Here is a 16,119-nt window from a genome sequence, read left to right on the forward strand (position 1 = left end):
CCTTGCGGTGGCGTTTATGCTTATGCGGCGAGATTAATCGTCCAGGAAGCTACGCAGTACTTCAGAGCGGCTCGGGTGGCGCAGTTTACGCAGCGCCTTCGCTTCGATCTGACGGATACGTTCGCGGGTAACGTCGAACTGTTTACCCACTTCTTCCAGCGTGTGGTCGGTGTTCATATCGATACCGAAACGCATACGCAGAACTTTCGCTTCACGGGCGGTCAGGCCAGCCAGAACGTCGTGCGTTGCGGCACGCAGGCTCTCGGTGGTAGCAGAGTCCAGCGGCAGCTCGAGGGTGGTATCCTCGATGAAATCACCCAGATGCGAATCTTCATCGTCGCCGATCGGCGTTTCCATGGAGATAGGTTCTTTAGCAATTTTCAGCACTTTACGGATCTTGTCTTCCGGCATCAGCATGCGCTCAGCCAGTTCTTCTGGCGTCGGCTCGCGGCCCATCTCTTGCAGCATCTGACGGGAGATACGGTTGAGCTTGTTGATAGTCTCAATCATATGTACCGGGATACGGATGGTACGCGCCTGATCCGCGATCGAACGGGTGATCGCCTGACGGATCCACCAGGTTGCATAGGTGGAGAACTTGTAACCACGACGGTATTCAAACTTATCAACCGCTTTCATCAGACCGATGTTACCTTCCTGAATCAGATCCAGGAACTGCAGGCCACGGTTGGTGTATTTTTTAGCGATAGAGATAACCAGACGTAAGTTCGCTTCAACCATCTCTTTTTTCGCACGGCGTGCTTTCGCTTCACCGATGGACATGCGACGGTTGATATCTTTAACCTGCTCGATGGTCAGGCCGGTTTCTTCTTCAATCTGCTGCAGTTTCTGCAGGCCGCGGTGAACGTCATCTGCCACGTCGTGCAGTTTTTCAGACCACGGTTTGTTCATCGCGATTGCCGCGTTGAACCAGGTTTCACTGGTTTCATTGCCAGTAAACAGGGTGATGAAGTTTTTCTTCGGCATTTTGCACTGCTCAACGCAGAGCTTCATGATCAGACGTTCCTGAGTACGCACGCGGTCCATCATGACGCGCATGCTGTTTACCAGGTAGTCGAACTGCTTCGGCACCAGGCGGAACTGTTTGAACACTTCGGACAGCTTCTGAATTTCTTCCTGCGCGGCAGCATGGCTGCGGCCTTTCGCTTTGATGGTGTCGCGAGTGATTTCGTACTGAGTACGCAGTTCACCGAATTTTTCACGCGCTAACTCAGGGTCGATGCTGTTGTCATCATCGCTGCTGTCGTCGTCGCCATCTTCTTCATCTTCATCTTCATCGTCATCCATCTCTTCCTGAGAGAGTTCAGAACCGACGTGGGTCGCCGTTGGCGCCATGTCTTCTTCCGCGTTCGGATCGACAAAGCCGGTGATCAGATCGGAAAGACGTGCTTCTTCAGCTTCTACGCGATCGTACTGCTCAAGCAGGTAGGTGATAGCTTCCGGGTATTCGGCAACGGAGCATTGAACCTGGTTAATCCCGTCTTCGATGCGTTTAGCGATGTCGATTTCGCCTTCGCGGGTTAACAGTTCAACGGTACCCATTTCACGCATGTACATGCGGACCGGGTCAGTCGTACGACCGATTTCGGACTCAACGCTGGACAGAACCTGGGCAGCCGCTTCTTCCGCGTCTTCATCGGTGCTGTTGGAGGTTTCAGCAAGCAGCAGATCATCGGCATCAGGTGCTTCTTCCATCACCTGAATACCCATGTCATTGATCATTTGGATGATGTCTTCGATTTGATCTGAATCGACGATATCTTCCGGCAGATGGTCATTGACCTCGGCATAGGTCAGATAGCCTTGCTCCTTACCACGTTGGACAAGAAGCTTCAGCTGTGACTGCGGGTTTTGCTCCATAAGACGGTATCCACACTTAATTCGTTTGATTGGTGTTGGGCGGTAAAACCGCCAACGGCAAAACGAGGGCATACTTATATTTTGCCGCTGCCTCTCCGTGCGGCTGTCGGGGGCTTCCCGATCGATATTCGGCAGTTAAGCCGTTAAATACTTCATCTTTCACGTTGTCTCTGCGTTAGCTGCGTTCTCTCTTCCTGGTCATGTACTTATGTACACTCCCAGGCGTTCGTTCACTTGCTGCCTTGATACAACGCGAATGATTTTGTCTTTGTTTTGTCTTTCTCTTATTTCTTGGCCAGTTCCTGGTTCAGTGTCCAGAGTTCCCGGCGTTCTTCGCTGCTTAAACCGTGTGTGCGCTCACGAGCTATCAACTCTTCCTGGCGCAGTTCAAGCATCGAATCAAACATATGGTTGAGTGAGTCGGTGAAGGTTTTTTCCGCGATATCTTTATCTGCTATATCGTCCCACATCGACAGTTTTTCAAGGGTCGCAGCATCATTTGTGCCACGATAGTGTTCTAAAAGTTGCCCGGTGGTCAGACCTGGCTGAGCCAGACAAGTGTTGACCAGTTCTCTGAATAAGCCAAGTCCAGGCAGCTTATTACTATCCAGTGCGCCTAACGGTGGAACCAGCGGGGCGAGGCCCGGGTTCTGTACCAGCAACCCTATAAGTATACGCATGGTCGTACGTTTTAGCTGTGGAACAGGGCGGGAAGCCCCATTTTCTGCCAGTTTAGGCATTAAACGTTCAAGCTGGCTGTCATCCAGAATGCCGAGCTTGTTTCCCAACTCCTGTCGCAGGTAAATGCGCAACGTTTCGCCTGGTACCTGAGTAATCAGCGGTAATGCCAGCGTACTGAGCTGTGCGCGTCCGTCCGGGGTACTCAAATCCACCTGCGGCAGCAGGCTGTTAAATAAAAACGCGGAGAGCGGCAGCGCCTGCTCCATCCGGGCTTCAAAGGCCTCTTTCCCTTCTTTACGCACCAGCGTATCGGGGTCTTCGCCGTCAGGTAAAAACATGAAGCGTAGCTGGCGTCCGTCTGTCATATAGGGCAGAGCGGTTTCCAGCGCGCGCCATGCTGCGTCGCGTCCGGCACGGTCGCCGTCGTAACAGCAAATTACGTTGTTCGTCGCGCGGAACAACAGTTGGATGTGATCGGCAGTAGTTGACGTCCCTAGGGATGCAACGGCGTAGTTAATGCCGTATTGCGCCAGCGCCACCACATCCATATAGCCTTCTACCACTAACAGGCGCTGTGGATCGGCGTTATCCTGCTGGGCTTCATAAAGGCCATACAGCTGGCGACCTTTATGGAAAATATCGGTTTCCGGGGAGTTCAGATATTTCGGCAGGGCATCGCCCAGCACGCGTCCACCAAAACCAATGACCCGACCACGTTTGTCGCGAATGGGGAACATCACCCGTTCGCGGAAGCGATCGTAACTGCGTCCCTGATCGTTGGTGACCAACATCCCCGCATCGACCAGCGATTTGCGATTCTCAGCATTGCCGCCAAACCGTTTCAGGACGTTGTCCCAGCCGGGGGGCGCAAAACCAATAGCAAAACGGGTGATAACGTCGCTACTTAATCCTCGCTTTTCCAGGTACTGGCGCGCAGGGGTAGCGGCGGGCTGCATCAAAGACTGTTGATAAAAAGTGTTCAGGCCGTCCATCAATTGATAAAGGCTTTGCCGTTGATGGCGCTCTATCTGACTGGGGCCACTGCCTGCTTCATAGGGCACTTCAAGGTTGTGCATTGCGGCCAGTTCTTCGACGGTTTCCACAAACTCGAGCTTGTCGTAGTTCATGAGAAAGTCGACGGCGTTGCCATGCGCGCCACACCCAAAGCAGTGATAAAACTGTTTTTCACCGTTTACGGTGAAAGAGGGGGTTTTTTCGTTATGGAACGGACAGCACGCGTGATAATTTTTGCCCTGCTTTTTCAGCTTTACCCGCGCGTCGATGAGATCGACGATGTCGGTTCTTGCCAGCAGGTCATTGATAAAAACGCGAGGAATTCGTCCAGCCATAAGCCCCTGTTTTTTGATGACTCATATACACAAAATCATTCAGGATGCATCAAGGCGGCAAGGAAGCGAATCCTCAGGAGCGTACAGCAGTACGTGACTGGGGTGAGCGACTGCAGCCAACACTGAGGCAGCTTGAATGATGACGTGTATAAACGAAAATAAGCCGCGCATTCCTTCCGGAAGCACGGCCTTACAACTACAACTCAGTCTGAATTGAGAGCTTTAGCTCTCAATGGATTAGTACAGACGAGTACGGCGTGCGTTTTCGCGAGCCAGTTTCTTCGCGTGACGTTTCACAGCAGAAGCTTTAGCGCGCTTACGTTCGGTAGTCGGTTTTTCATAGAACTCACGACGACGAACTTCCGCCAGAACACCTGCTTTTTCGCATGAACGCTTGAAGCGACGCAGTGCTACGTCGAACGGCTCGTTTTCACGTACTTTAATTACCGGCATGTAACTCTCACCTTTAATAAATTCGGTTTGCCGCTGGCATCAACGCCAGCTTATTTCAAAATGGTGCGGAATTTTACTGCAATTGCTGCTGCTTTGTAAAGCACCCACGCGATTTTGAAAGGGACTTTTATAAGGACAAGGAGTATACACGAGGCATGCGCCTGGGGCGAACAAAGTTTTACATCAACCCGCATTGGTCCTACACTGCGCGGTAATAGAGCGAGGTAAAACAAGTCATGCGTGTACTGGGTATTGAAACATCCTGCGATGAAACCGGCATCGCCATTTACGACGATGAAAAAGGTCTTTTAGCCAACCAATTGTATAGTCAGGTGAAATTACACGCTGACTACGGCGGCGTAGTGCCAGAACTGGCCTCGCGCGATCACGTACGTAAAACCGTACCGTTGATTCAGGCCGCGCTGAAAGAAGCGGGACTCACGGCGAAAGAGATCGATGCGGTGGCGTACACCGCAGGTCCTGGTCTGGTTGGTGCGCTGCTGGTTGGCGCAACCGTAGGACGTTCGCTGGCGTTCGCCTGGGGCGTACCGGCAATTCCTGTGCACCACATGGAAGGGCATCTGCTGGCGCCAATGCTGGAAGATAATCCCCCTGCGTTCCCGTTCGTCGCGCTGCTGGTTTCCGGCGGTCACACGCAGCTGATCAGCGTCACCGGTATCGGTCAGTATGAATTGCTGGGCGAATCGATTGATGATGCTGCCGGTGAAGCGTTCGACAAAACCGCCAAGCTGCTGGGGCTGGATTATCCTGGTGGCCCAATGCTGTCAAAGCTGGCATCACAAGGCGTTGAAAAACGTTTTGTCTTCCCGCGTCCGATGACTGACCGTCCGGGGCTGGATTTCAGCTTCTCCGGCCTGAAAACCTTCGCTGCGAATACCATTCGTAATAACGAAAATGACGATCAGACCCGCGCTGATATCGCCCGTGCGTTTGAAGACGCGGTAGTTGATACGCTGATGATCAAGTGCAAACGCGCGCTGGATCAAACCGGTTTTAAACGTCTGGTGATGGCGGGGGGCGTGAGTGCGAACCGTACGCTGCGCGCAAAGCTGGCTGAGATGATGCAAAAACGTCGTGGCGAAGTGTTTTACGCGCGTCCGGAATTTTGTACCGATAACGGGGCGATGATCGCCTACGCGGGCATGGTGCGCTTTAAAGCGGGTGCAACGGCGGATCTTGGCGTGACCGTGCGTCCACGCTGGCCGCTGGCGGAATTACCGGCAGCATAAGTTTTTTTGCCCGGTGGCGCTGCGTTTACCGGGCTTACAAAACCGTAGGCCGGGTCAGGCGAATCCGCCGCCCGGCGATAGCTCTCACTACATCCGCAACATTCCTTTCTCTTCCAGAAACGCGATAATTTTTTCCAGGCCTTCTCCAGATTTTAAATTACTAAACGTCCATGGACGCTCGCCGCGCATGCGCAAGGTATCGCGCTCCATCACCTCCAGCGATGCGCCGACGTAAGGGGCCAGATCGGTTTTATTGATCACCAGAAAATCGGATTTGGTGATCCCCGGACCACCTTTACGCGGGATCTTCTCGCCTTCAGCAACATCGATCACATAGATCGTCAGATCCGCGAGTTCCGGGCTAAAGGTGGCGCTCAGGTTATCGCCGCCGCTTTCCACAAAAATCAGATCCAGATTGCCGAATTTCTCGCTCAGCGCTTCTACGGCGGCCAGATTCATCGACGCATCTTCGCGGATGGCGGTATGCGGGCAGCCACCGGTTTCCACGCCGACGATCCTCTCTGGCTCCAGTGCGCCCGCCTCGGTGAGAATGCGCTGATCTTCTTTGGTGTAGATATCGTTGGTCACCACCGCCAATTGATAGCTGCTGCGCATGGCTTTGCATAACGCTTCCAGCAGCGCCGTTTTGCCCGAGCCAACCGGGCCGCCAACGCCCACACGCAGGGGATGCTTGTAGTTACTCATTTTTTCTCCTCAGGAGCGGAATAATCGGGAATATTGAGTTTCATGCCGGGCAGACGCGATAGCGGCCAACGGCGTTGCGGAGCCGAGGCTGGTGTCAGGACACGTCAGCGCCTGTGCCAAACCCTGCGCATAGCGATCGCAGAGCGCAATAATCAAACGCTGGGCCGCCTGTTGTCCAAAAGGAACCAGCTTGACGCCAGCCATGACAGCGCTCTCAATCCAGCTGTAGCCGAGGCTTAACGCCAGCTCCGTCAGCGGAATTTTCCAGCGCACGCCCAGCCAGGCCATGCCGCAGAGTTGGCTGTCGACAAAGAGGGTGCGCCATTCTCGCGAGCAATCCGACTCCCAGTCGGTGACCAGCCGCGTAAACGCCGCACCCCGACTGCGTTCTTCATCCCGCAGTTCGCGGGTTTCGCGACAGGCCAGCAGGTAAGCGCTCCAGCGGCGTGCTGCGTCGAGATCGTCCAGCTCGCAGGCGCGATACAGTCTCGCCAGCAGCGGTAGGTCAACGGTAAAAAAGTTTTGCTCCATCTGCTGGATTTGCCAGTCAGAGAAGTCATCGACGCTTTTCACCCAGCCGATTTCTACCGCCCACTCCAGCCCCTGAGACCAGGTAAACGATCCTACCGGGAGACTGCTGCTGGCGAGCTGCATCAGGCGCAGCTGTTGGGTGCTATGCATCAGTGCGCATGACCATGGTGATGCCCGTGTGACTCGCTCGCATAGGCACCCGCTTCCGGCTCAAACGGCAACTGGGCGAATGTCACCTCAAGGTTGAACTGGCGCAGCATGTCGTCCAGTACATGATCGTGATGGTAACGCAGTTCATCCGGCAGGATTTGCAGCGGAACGTGGCGATTACCGAGGTGATAACAGGCTTTGGCGAGCAGGAAAGGATCGGCGCAGCGCACCACGGAAACCGACTCCGGTGCGGCGATCACTTCGATCACTTCGCTGCCATCGTCGGTACTTAGCAGATCGCCACCGCGCAGCAGCAAACCACGCGGTAGCATTAGCCCGGCTTCGCGACCGTCGTTCAGTGCTACCCTGGCGCGACTTTTTACCCGGACATCAATGGGCAGCGTGACGCTTGCAGTAACGCGGTGAGCGTGGTCAAGGCGTTGGGTCAGATAGATCATCGTCACTCCTCAAAACAGAAAATAGCGTTGCGCCATCGGCAAAACATCTGCCGGTTCGCTGGTGATAAGTTCGCCATCAATACGCACCTCGTAAGTCTGAGCATCGACGGTGATATTGGGTTGCAGGCCGTTGTGGATCATGTCGACCTTTTTCACTGTCCGACAGCCTTTGACGACGGCGATAGCGCTTTGCAGATTGAGCTGCTGCGGGATGTTTTGCGCGTCAGCGGCCTGCGAAATAAAGGTCAGCCGGATGTGGTGCCGCGCCGCGCCAAGCGCGCCGAACATCATGCGGTAATGCACCGGCTGCGGGGTGGGGATCGAGGCGTTGATATCGCCCATTGGCGCGCAGGCGATCATCCCGCCCTTGACGATCGTCGCCGGTTTTACGCCAAAAAAGGCGGGCGACCACAGCACCAGATCGGCCAGTTTGCCAGGCTCAACGGAGCCGACTTCATGGGCGATACCGTGGGTTAATGCCGGGTTGATGGTGTATTTGGCGACGTAGCGTTTAACGCGCAGGTTGTCGTTGTCACCGGTTTCTTCTGCCAACGGGCCACGCTGAACCTTCATGCGGTGCGCCACCTGCCAGGTACGCAGGATCACTTCGCCAACGCGCCCCATCGCCTGTGAATCGGACGAGGTCAGGGAAAACGCGCCAATGTCATGCAGCACATCTTCGGCAGCGATTGTTTCCCGGCGAATGCGGGATTCGGCAAAGGCCACGTCTTCGGCGATATCCGGATCGAGGTGGTGGCAAACCATCAGCATGTCGAGATGCTCGTCGATAGTGTTGACGGTATAGGGCAGCGTCGGATTCGTGGAAGAGGGCAGAATATTCGGATGCGCGCAGGCGGTGATGATATCCGGCGCATGGCCGCCGCCCGCGCCTTCAGTGTGAAAAGTATGAATGGTGCGATCGCCAATCGCCGCCAGCGTATCTTCAACGAAACCGGACTCGTTGAGCGTGTCGCTGTGCAGCGCGACCTGGATGTCCATTTCGTCGGCCACGGTTAGCGCGCAGTCGATAGCGGCAGGCGTGGCGCCCCAGTCTTCATGGATTTTCAGGCCAATTGCGCCCGCGCTGATTTGCTCGCGCAAGGCGTCTGGGTTTGAGCCATTGCCTTTGCCCAGCAAACCGATGTTAACCGGTAACGTGTCTGCCGCCTGCAGCATGCGCGCGATATACCACGGGCCCGGCGTGCAGGTGGTGGCGTGAGTGCCTGCTGCCGGACCGGTGCCGCCGCCGATCATCGTCGTCACGCCAGAAACCAGCGCCTCCTGCGCCTGCTGTGGGCAAATCCAGTGAATATGCGTATCCACGCCGCCCGCGGTGACGATCTTACCTTCTCCAGCGATGACTTCAGTTCCCACGCCTATCGGGATCGTGACGTTGGGTTGAATATCGGGATTACCTGCTTTGCCGATGGCGAAGATCCTGCCGTTTTTGATGCCGATATCCGCTTTCACGATCCCCCAGTGATCGACGATCAGCGCGTTGGTTATCACCAGATCCACGCATGCATCGGCGCGCATTTGTCCCTGGCCCATGCCGTCGCGGATCACTTTTCCGCCGCCGAATTTGACCTCTTCGCCGTAGGTGGTGAAGTCTTGTTCCACCTCGATCCACAGGTCGGTATCCGCCAGGCGCACTTTATCGCCGGTGGTTGGGCCAAACATGTCGGCGTACGCCTGCCGGGAAATGTCACTCATTATCTGCCTCCAGTGCGCCCATCACTTCGCTGCGAAAACCCACGATCCTTTGTGCACCAGCAACGCGCACCAGTTCGACTTCGCGTTTTTGTCCCGGCTCAAAACGCACCGCTGTGCCCGCAGCAATGTTCAGACGAAAACCGCGTGCAGCCAGCCTGTCAAAGCGCAGCGCCGGGTTCACTTCGTAAAAGTGATAGTGCGATCCCACTTGGATGGGTCTGTCGCCATGATTTTCCACCACGATCGTGCAGATCTCCCGCCCTTGATTAAGCGCAATATTGCCTTTTGCGATCTGATATTCACCTGGGATCATTGCTGCTCCTTAGACGATCGGATTGTGGACGGTGACCAGCTTCGATCCGTCCGGAAATGTGGCTTCAACCTGAATATCCGGGATCATCTCCGGTACGCCTTCCATCACCTGATCTCGGCGCAGGACGTGACGCCCGTCTTCCATCAGCGCGGCCACGGTTTGCCCGTCGCGCGCCCCTTCCATGATGAAAGCGCTAATCAGCGCCACCGATTCCGGGTAGTTCAGCTTCAGCCCGCGGGCCAGGCGACGTTCCGCCACCAGCGCGGCGGTAAATAGCAACAGCTTGTCTTTTTCTCTGGGAGTCAGTTCCATTAGGGTTCTCTTAGGTTTGCCAGATTCGCGGGAGTACGGGCGCTTTGTGTGTCAGCAGCGGGCGCAGAAATTGCCAGATGTCGCGCATAACGCGCTGGACAACCAGGTTGTCGCTAGCAAGAAAACGAATTGTCAGCAGCGAGTCGTTAAGCGTTGCCCCGGCATAATCCCCCAGCGCCGTAAGCCGCTCCCGCGTGCCCTCGAGCATATGTTCGCTGGCCGGATAACACAGCAACGTGCCGACCCAGGGATGATGTGCGACGCCGCTCAGATTCCCCTCCTGCAACTGCAAGCGTTCTATCAGCAGTGGCTGCCCATCTCGCCATACCTCCAGGCGGTTTTGCAGCGTGCCGTAACTGAAGGTCTCCTGCATAACCGGTCGGCCAAGACACAGCAGATCCCAGGCCAGCAGGCGGCTTGCGGATGTCAGATGAAAGACGGTCTGAATAGCGGCGTTGGCGCCGGGAAAGAGGATCGTATCCTGCGGCAGCCACTCCAGCGTCGCGTGGGGTGCGAGGGTAAAATGCTGGCGCAGCAATGCCTGCGGTCCACGGCTGCGGTAAAACTTTCCCGCGCCAGGCTGGGTGATTAACGCGTGGCTGTTTTCGTCGAGCGTTACGGCGATATGGAGCTCATCCCCGCCGACGATCCCCGCCGGTGGATGAAGTAAATAGAGATGGCAGACGTCCTCTTCCGGGTAAAACGGGCGTTGAACCGTCAATGGACCATGATGACGCGCCGAGGCGAGCACCGTTTTGTGCCCGGTGCAGGTAAAATGCAGATCCAGTTCGGCCTGCCAGCCCCGTGTGAGTGTCTCGTGCGCAACCGTGTCCAGAGCGTTTCCCCTATCAGCATGAGGGTGTTTGCATACAAAAAAGTATGCCTCAGCGCATCGGGAAATCGATCATATGAGAAGCTTATGGATAAAGGGGCGACAATACGTCGCCCCACCAGGGTTTTACAGTAAAACGAGGGGCATCCAGACCAGACCGGTAATCACCAGCAGCACGAGGAAAATCAGGCCAAAAATAGCACCGAGTCGCCAGTAATCCACTGTTGGTAAATAGCCGCTGCCGTAGTAGATAGGGCTAGGGCCGGTGGCGTACGGGGTCAGAATGCTGCCCAGACCAATGGCGGCGCCAACCATCAGGCAGAAGACCGGTAGCGGGATTTCCGGCATTGCCAGCGCGGCGGCAATCATCATCGGTGCGAGGGCGGAGGTATAGGCTGTGGCGCTGGCAAAGAAGTAACGCAGCAGATAGAACACCACGATCAGCGCTACCATCACCATCATCGGCGAATAACCGCTCAGCCCGTTTGCCAGCAGCTTGCCGAACCAGGTAATAAAACCGGTGTTATTGAGCCCGGTGGCCAGCGTGATCAGCGAGGCCAGCCAGAAAAAGACGTTCCATGCGGCTTTATTGCTGACGATGTCATCCCAGCTAATGATGCGCAGCACCAGCATCAACGCCACCACGCTGTATCCGACCATCGCAGCGTCAATATAATCGCCGCCGAAGATCCACAGCACCAGCGCGCCGACCATCAGCACCAGCATCTTTTTCTCGCGAGCGCAGAGCGGTCCCATCGCTTTTAGTTCGGTATCCGCCCAGCGTGGAACCTGATCGCCGGATTTCAGCACCGGTGGATACAACACGTACGCCAGCCACGGCACAATCAGCACCAGCAAAATGCTCAGCGGCAGCATGCCTAAGAACCAGTCACCCCAGCTCAGCGCGGTGTGGGACGCGCCTTTCATCAGACCGATCAACAGCAGGTTCGGCGCCATTGCCGTTAAGAAAATGGCGCTGGTAACGCAGTCAGCGACAATACCCATCCACATGATGTATGAGCCAATGGAGCGTGAACTGGCGCTATTGGGCTGTGAGTTATACAGCGGCGGCAGGTTGCGGATAATCGGGTAGATTATTCCGGCCCCACGCGCGGAGTTGGAAGGTGTGACGGGAGCGAGGATAAGTTCGGAGAACATCACCGCATAGCCGAGAAACAGCGTCCTATGCCCCATCTTTTTCACCAGCATCAGCGCGATTCGCCGACCGAGTCCGGTTTTCTCATAGCCCGTGCCAAACATAAAGGCCGCGAAGATCAGCCAGATGACCGAGTTTGAAAAGCCAGATACCGCCCATGACAGCGATTTGGCGGTAAATTTAAAACCGTCCTGCGCGAGTTGCTCCGGGCTGAACAGCAGCCACGGAGAAAGGACGGCGATGATCGAAATGCCAATCATCGCCACTACCGCGCCCGGTACAGGTTCCAGAATAAGCCCGACAATCACACCGGTAAAGACGGCAAAATAGAGCCAGGTGTGGCTCTCAAGACCGGTGGGGACGGGTAGAACAGCAATAATGGCGATGACCACCAGCGGAGCCAGGTATCGCCACCAACCAGCTAAAGGTGCCATTGTTGTATCCCTACGAAAGGGGAGAGGCGTAGCGCCTCTCCGGGAGGGTTATTTGATGTAATGCACGTGCTCGCAGATTTCATCGACGATAGGGTCGCGACGTTCAGCGAACAGCTTTTTGTTTTCAGCGATCAGGTTATTGCCGTGGGTATCGATGGAAACGATCAGCGGGCCGAACTCTTTTACCCGACACACCCACAGGGACTCCGGCATGCCGAGTTCCGTCCAGTGCACCTCTTCGATCTCCTCAACCTGGGTTGCCGCCACGACTGCGCAGCCTGCCGGGAAGATGACGTGCAGCGCTTTAAACTGCTTGCAGCCTTCTTCCGTCAGCGGTCCCATGCCGCCCTTGCCGACCACCAGTTTGACGCCGGTCTGCTCGATAAAGTCTTTCTCAAACGCTTCCATACGCATGCTGGTGGTTGGGCCGACGGAAACCATTTCCCATTTTTCACCGTTCTTACGTACGATCGGGCCCGCGTGGAAAATGGCTTTGCCGTTCAGGTCATAAGGAATCGGGCGCTTCAGTTCGATCAGGCGGCGGTGGCAAACGTCACGGCAGGTCACCAGCGTACCGGTCAGGTAAATGACATCGCCAACGCGAATGTCTGCCAGATCTTCGGCTTTGATCGGGGTTGTGAGGATCTTTTTCATAACGCGCTCCGGGTGTGAGACAGGTTTTCGAAGGAGAGGTCAGCATGAACCAACAGCGTGCCGCGACGGTGGGCCCAGCAGCCAGTAGAGACGGCAACGCCGATAGTCGACGGGTGGCGCGCGGCGGATTCGATATGCACGCCCATCACCGAGCTATTACCGGTCAATCCTTGCGGACCAATGCCCAGACGGTTAAGTCCTTCTTCCAGACGCAGTTCCAGTTCGGCCGCTTTCGGATTCGGATGACGTGAGCCGATAGGGCGCAGCACCGCTTTACGAGAAAGAACGGCGGCGGTTTCTACGGAGGTGGCAATACCTACGCCCACCAGCACTGGCGGACAGGCGTTGACTGCCAGCGTGGAGATATTTTCAAAAACAAATTTCACCACACCTTCGTAGCCCTCAGAAGGCATTAACACTTTCGAGCGTCCCGGCAGCGTACAGCCGCCACCTGCCATGTAGACTTCGATTTCCGCGTCATCGTTATCAGGGATGATGTCCCAGGTGACCCACGGCACACCGGTACCTGTATTTTTGCCGGTATTCACTTCGTCAAAAATCTCGACCGCGTTATGGCGCAGCGGCGCTTTTACCGTGGCGTCTTCAACGGCCTGCTTCAGAATGCTTTGCAGTTCGCCGAGGAGCGGAAAACGGGAACCGACCTTCACGAAAAACATAATCTCGCCGGTGTCCTGACAGGCTGGGCGGTTCAGGTCGATAGCTTTCTGCATGTTGTCAAACATGGTGTGGTAGATGATTTTACCCATCGGCGAGGTTTCGCCTTCACGCAGCTGTTTTAATTTATCCACGACGTCATCGGGCATGCGGGTAGAAATCATGGCGGTAAAATCAGCGACAATGTTCGTCAGCGTATTTATCGCATTTTGGTTATTTTGATTGCTCATCTTGTTAACTCCAGTTCTTTTATTTATCTGGAAATAAATTCTCCGCCACAAACTACCACTAAAAATGTGGATTAATATTATTTGCCACTGTGAATATCTAATTAACAGTTCGTGAATGATGTCCGGATAAGGCAATAAAAATTGCGCAAAGGCAGGGTTTAAGACGCATGAGAGAATTACACTGCGGTGAACAACATTACGGATAGACCGATCATGCTGAACACGTATCCCCTTGCGAAAGACCTGCAGGTGTTGGTTGAAATTGTGCATAGCGGCAGCTTCAGCGCCGCCGCCGCGACGCTGGGGCAAACGCCGGCGTTTGTGACAAAACGCATTCAGATCCTAGAGTCCACGCTTGGGACGACGCTGCTAAGCCGCTCTGCGCGTGGTGTAGCGCTCACGGAGAGTGGTCAACGTTGCTATGAACATGCGCAGGCGATCCTCGCGGGCTATCAGCATCTGGTCGATGACGTCACGCAACTCAAAACGCGCCCGGCAGGGATGATTCGTATCGGCTGTAGTTTTGGCTTTGGGCGCAGTTATATTGCACCGGCAATTACCGAATTGATGCATAGCTACCCTGAATTACAGGTGCATTTTGAGCTTTACGATCGGCAAATTGATTTGGCGCAGGATAATATCGATTTAGATATTCGTATTAATGACGAGATACCGGATTATTATATTGCGCATTTGTTAACGAAAAACAAAAGAATATTGTGTGCGGCCCCACCGTATTTACAAAAATACGGTGAGCCGATGACGTTACAGGAATTAAGTCGTCATGATTGTCTGGTCACCAAAGAACGCGATATGACTCACGGGGTGTGGGAACTGGACAATGGTCAGGAGAAAAAGTCGGTCAAGGTGGCGGGACATCTTTCCTCTAACAGCGGTGAGATTGTGTTGCAGTGGGCGCTACAGGGAAAAGGGATCATGCTGCGTTCTGAATGGGATGTGCAGCCGTTTCTGGCCAGCGGTGAACTGGTGCGTGTGCTGCCGGACTATGCGCAGAGCGCTAATATCTGGGCGGTTTATCAGGAGCCGCTGTATCGCAGCGTGAAGCTGCGCGTGTGCGTGGAATTTCTGGCGACGTGGTGTCAGAACCGATTAGGCAAACCGGTGGAGGGGTATCACATCCCCCACGCCGGATAAGACGCCGTTGCGTCGCTATCCGACAATAAATTCACTCGGGGTCTCGTTCGCGTTTTTTCTTCAGTTTGGTCCAGATCTTCGGCTCCTGACGACGCCACAGACGCTGAATGTTGTCATGGTGACGTAGCAGAATTAAGCACGACAGCATGGACACCGGAAAAGTGAACTGGGGATTGAACCACCAGACGTAAAAAGGGGCGATCAACGCGCTGACGATAGCGCCTAACGACGAGTAGCCGCTCAACAGGACGGTCAGCAGCCAGGTCCCTGCCATCACGCCAGTTAAGTCCCAACCAATCGGCGCAATCGCGCCAAAGGCTGTGGCAACGCCTTTCCCACCTTTAAAGCCGAAGAACACCGGCCAAATGTGGCCCAGACAGGCGGCGATTGCGATCAATCCCAGCCAGAAGGGGCTGACGCCTAGCGCATAGGCACCCCAGACGGGTAACATACCTTTCAGGACGTCGAAAATCAGTACCGCGACGGCGGCTCCCTTGCCACCGATGCGCAGCACGTTTGTCGCGCCCGGATTCCCAGAGCCGCTGTCGCGCGGGTCCGGCAATCCAGCAAGGCGGCATACCAGAATAGCACTGGAAATTGAGCCACAGAGGTACGCGAAGATAATCATTCCAGGCGCGATTGCACTCATAAGCTGTTCCGTTTTGAAAATGTCGTGTAAAACGCTACTTCTGTGGATAATACGCATATTTCGCCGGAAGTGGTATCCGGGTTAGCCAAAAAGCAGGCAGGTCGTGATGGATATTGTATTTATAGAGCAACTTTCTGTAATCACCACTATTGGTGTTTACGACTGGGAACAAACGATCGAACAACGGTTGGTGTTCGATATCGAAATGGCATGGGATAACCGCAAATCGGCTAAAAGCGATGATGTGGCTGATTGCCTGAGCTATGCTGATATTGCTCAAACGGTTGTTAATCATGTGGAAGGTGGGCGCTTTGCGCTGGTAGAACGGGTTGCGGAAGAGGTGGCAGATCTCCTGCTTAGCCGCTTTAATTCTCCCTGGGTACGGATCAAACTCAGTAAACCTGGCGCGGTAGCCCGTGCGGCGAACGTCGGGGTTATCATTGAGCGTGGCAATAATCTGAAAGAAAATAATTAATTTAATAATTTCTAAAACAAACGGGTATAAAAGGGTCCTTTCGTCGGCTCTTTTTTGCCGTGG

General features: G+C 54.9%; 17 protein-coding genes. 3 read left to right on the plus strand and 14 right to left on the minus strand.

Features of this window, described 5'->3' with window-relative positions; genetic code table 11:
- Positions 1 to 33: 33 nt before the first annotated feature.
- From rpoD to rpsU, 3 genes are all read right to left on the minus strand, one after another.
- Positions 34 to 1,881, minus strand: a complete 1,848-nt coding sequence (rpoD, locus tag LY264_RS03375) for an RNA polymerase sigma factor RpoD (protein ID WP_003024699.1) — start codon at positions 1,879 to 1,881, stop codon at positions 34 to 36.
- A 284-nt stretch (positions 1,882 to 2,165) separates the two neighbouring features.
- Entirely contained in the window at positions 2,166 to 3,911 is a 1,746-nt protein-coding gene (gene dnaG, locus LY264_RS03380) for a DNA primase (protein ID WP_003828467.1), read from the minus strand.
- A gap of 237 nt (positions 3,912 to 4,148) precedes the next feature.
- Complete coding sequence (gene rpsU, locus LY264_RS03385) at positions 4,149 to 4,364, minus strand: 30S ribosomal protein S21 (RefSeq protein WP_001144069.1); 216 nt, start codon at positions 4,362 to 4,364, stop codon at positions 4,149 to 4,151.
- 236 nt (positions 4,365 to 4,600) lie between these two features.
- Between rpsU and tsaD the strand changes: the two genes are divergently transcribed.
- Positions 4,601 to 5,614 (plus strand): tRNA (adenosine(37)-N6)-threonylcarbamoyltransferase complex transferase subunit TsaD, encoded by a 1,014-nt coding sequence (gene tsaD, locus LY264_RS03390; RefSeq protein WP_003024694.1) that lies wholly within the window; start codon positions 4,601 to 4,603, stop codon positions 5,612 to 5,614.
- An 87-nt stretch (positions 5,615 to 5,701) separates the two neighbouring features.
- On the opposite strand, the gene ureG is transcribed toward tsaD, so the two are convergent.
- The 10 genes from ureG to ttdA all read right to left on the minus strand — a co-directional run bounded on the left by ureG (position 5,702) and on the right by ttdA (position 13,777).
- The gene (gene ureG / locus LY264_RS03395) at positions 5,702 to 6,319 is read right to left on the minus strand and encodes an urease accessory protein UreG (protein WP_003828463.1); all 618 of its coding nucleotides are present in this window, start codon (positions 6,317 to 6,319) and stop codon (positions 5,702 to 5,704) included.
- 9 nt (positions 6,320 to 6,328) lie between these two features.
- Complete coding sequence (locus LY264_RS03400) at positions 6,329 to 7,000, minus strand: urease accessory protein UreF (protein ID WP_048225572.1); 672 nt, start codon at positions 6,998 to 7,000, stop codon at positions 6,329 to 6,331.
- Complete coding sequence (ureE, locus tag LY264_RS03405; RefSeq protein WP_048225570.1) at positions 7,000 to 7,458, minus strand: urease accessory protein UreE; 459 nt, start codon at positions 7,456 to 7,458, stop codon at positions 7,000 to 7,002. Before ureE ends, LY264_RS03400 begins: the two co-directional genes overlap by 1 nt.
- 9 nt (positions 7,459 to 7,467) lie before the next feature.
- On the minus strand, positions 7,468 to 9,171 hold the full coding sequence (gene ureC / locus LY264_RS03410) for an urease subunit alpha (protein ID WP_048225569.1): 1,704 nt from the start codon (positions 9,169 to 9,171) through the stop codon (positions 7,468 to 7,470).
- Positions 9,164 to 9,484, minus strand: coding sequence for an urease subunit beta (locus LY264_RS03415; RefSeq protein WP_003828455.1), 321 nt, complete (start codon positions 9,482 to 9,484; stop codon positions 9,164 to 9,166). The genes ureC and LY264_RS03415 overlap by 8 nt, the downstream gene beginning before the upstream one ends.
- Before the next feature lie 9 nt (positions 9,485 to 9,493).
- Entirely contained in the window at positions 9,494 to 9,796 is a 303-nt protein-coding gene (locus LY264_RS03420; RefSeq protein ID WP_003024678.1) for an urease subunit gamma, read from the minus strand.
- Between the two features lie 10 nt (positions 9,797 to 9,806).
- On the minus strand, positions 9,807 to 10,631 hold the full coding sequence (locus LY264_RS03425; protein WP_197086625.1) for an urease accessory protein UreD: 825 nt from the start codon (positions 10,629 to 10,631) through the stop codon (positions 9,807 to 9,809).
- 123 nt (positions 10,632 to 10,754) lie between these two features.
- The gene (locus LY264_RS03430) at positions 10,755 to 12,218 is read right to left on the minus strand and encodes an anion permease (RefSeq protein ID WP_048225566.1); all 1,464 of its coding nucleotides are present in this window, start codon (positions 12,216 to 12,218) and stop codon (positions 10,755 to 10,757) included.
- A gap of 48 nt (positions 12,219 to 12,266) precedes the next feature.
- The gene (gene ttdB / locus LY264_RS03435; RefSeq protein ID WP_003828447.1) at positions 12,267 to 12,872 is read right to left on the minus strand and encodes a L(+)-tartrate dehydratase subunit beta; all 606 of its coding nucleotides are present in this window, start codon (positions 12,870 to 12,872) and stop codon (positions 12,267 to 12,269) included.
- Complete coding sequence (ttdA, locus tag LY264_RS03440; RefSeq protein ID WP_003828445.1) at positions 12,869 to 13,777, minus strand: L(+)-tartrate dehydratase subunit alpha; 909 nt, start codon at positions 13,775 to 13,777, stop codon at positions 12,869 to 12,871. Before ttdA ends, ttdB begins: the two co-directional genes overlap by 4 nt.
- 213 nt (positions 13,778 to 13,990) lie before the next feature.
- Between ttdA and ttdR the strand changes: the two genes are divergently transcribed.
- Positions 13,991 to 14,932 (plus strand): L-tartrate utilization transcriptional activator TtdR, encoded by a 942-nt coding sequence (gene ttdR, locus LY264_RS03445; protein WP_032945042.1) that lies wholly within the window; start codon positions 13,991 to 13,993, stop codon positions 14,930 to 14,932.
- Between the two features lie 31 nt (positions 14,933 to 14,963).
- Here the strand turns inward: ttdR and plsY are convergent, their stop codons facing one another.
- Positions 14,964 to 15,581 carry a glycerol-3-phosphate 1-O-acyltransferase PlsY gene (gene plsY / locus LY264_RS03450; protein ID WP_003828443.1) on the minus strand — a complete coding sequence of 206 codons (618 nt, stop codon included), beginning with the start codon at positions 15,579 to 15,581 and terminating at the stop codon, positions 14,964 to 14,966.
- A 106-nt stretch (positions 15,582 to 15,687) separates the two neighbouring features.
- On the opposite strand from plsY, the gene folB reads away from it, so the two are divergent.
- Positions 15,688 to 16,056: a bifunctional dihydroneopterin aldolase/7,8-dihydroneopterin epimerase gene (folB, locus tag LY264_RS03455; protein ID WP_003024659.1), complete on the plus strand. Its 369-nt coding sequence runs from the start codon at positions 15,688 to 15,690 to the stop codon at positions 16,054 to 16,056.
- The last annotated feature ends 63 nt before the right edge of the window (positions 16,057 to 16,119 follow it).

The organism is Citrobacter portucalensis, from assembly GCF_023374935.1.
GTDB classification, from domain to species: domain Bacteria; phylum Pseudomonadota; class Gammaproteobacteria; order Enterobacterales; family Enterobacteriaceae; genus Citrobacter; species Citrobacter portucalensis.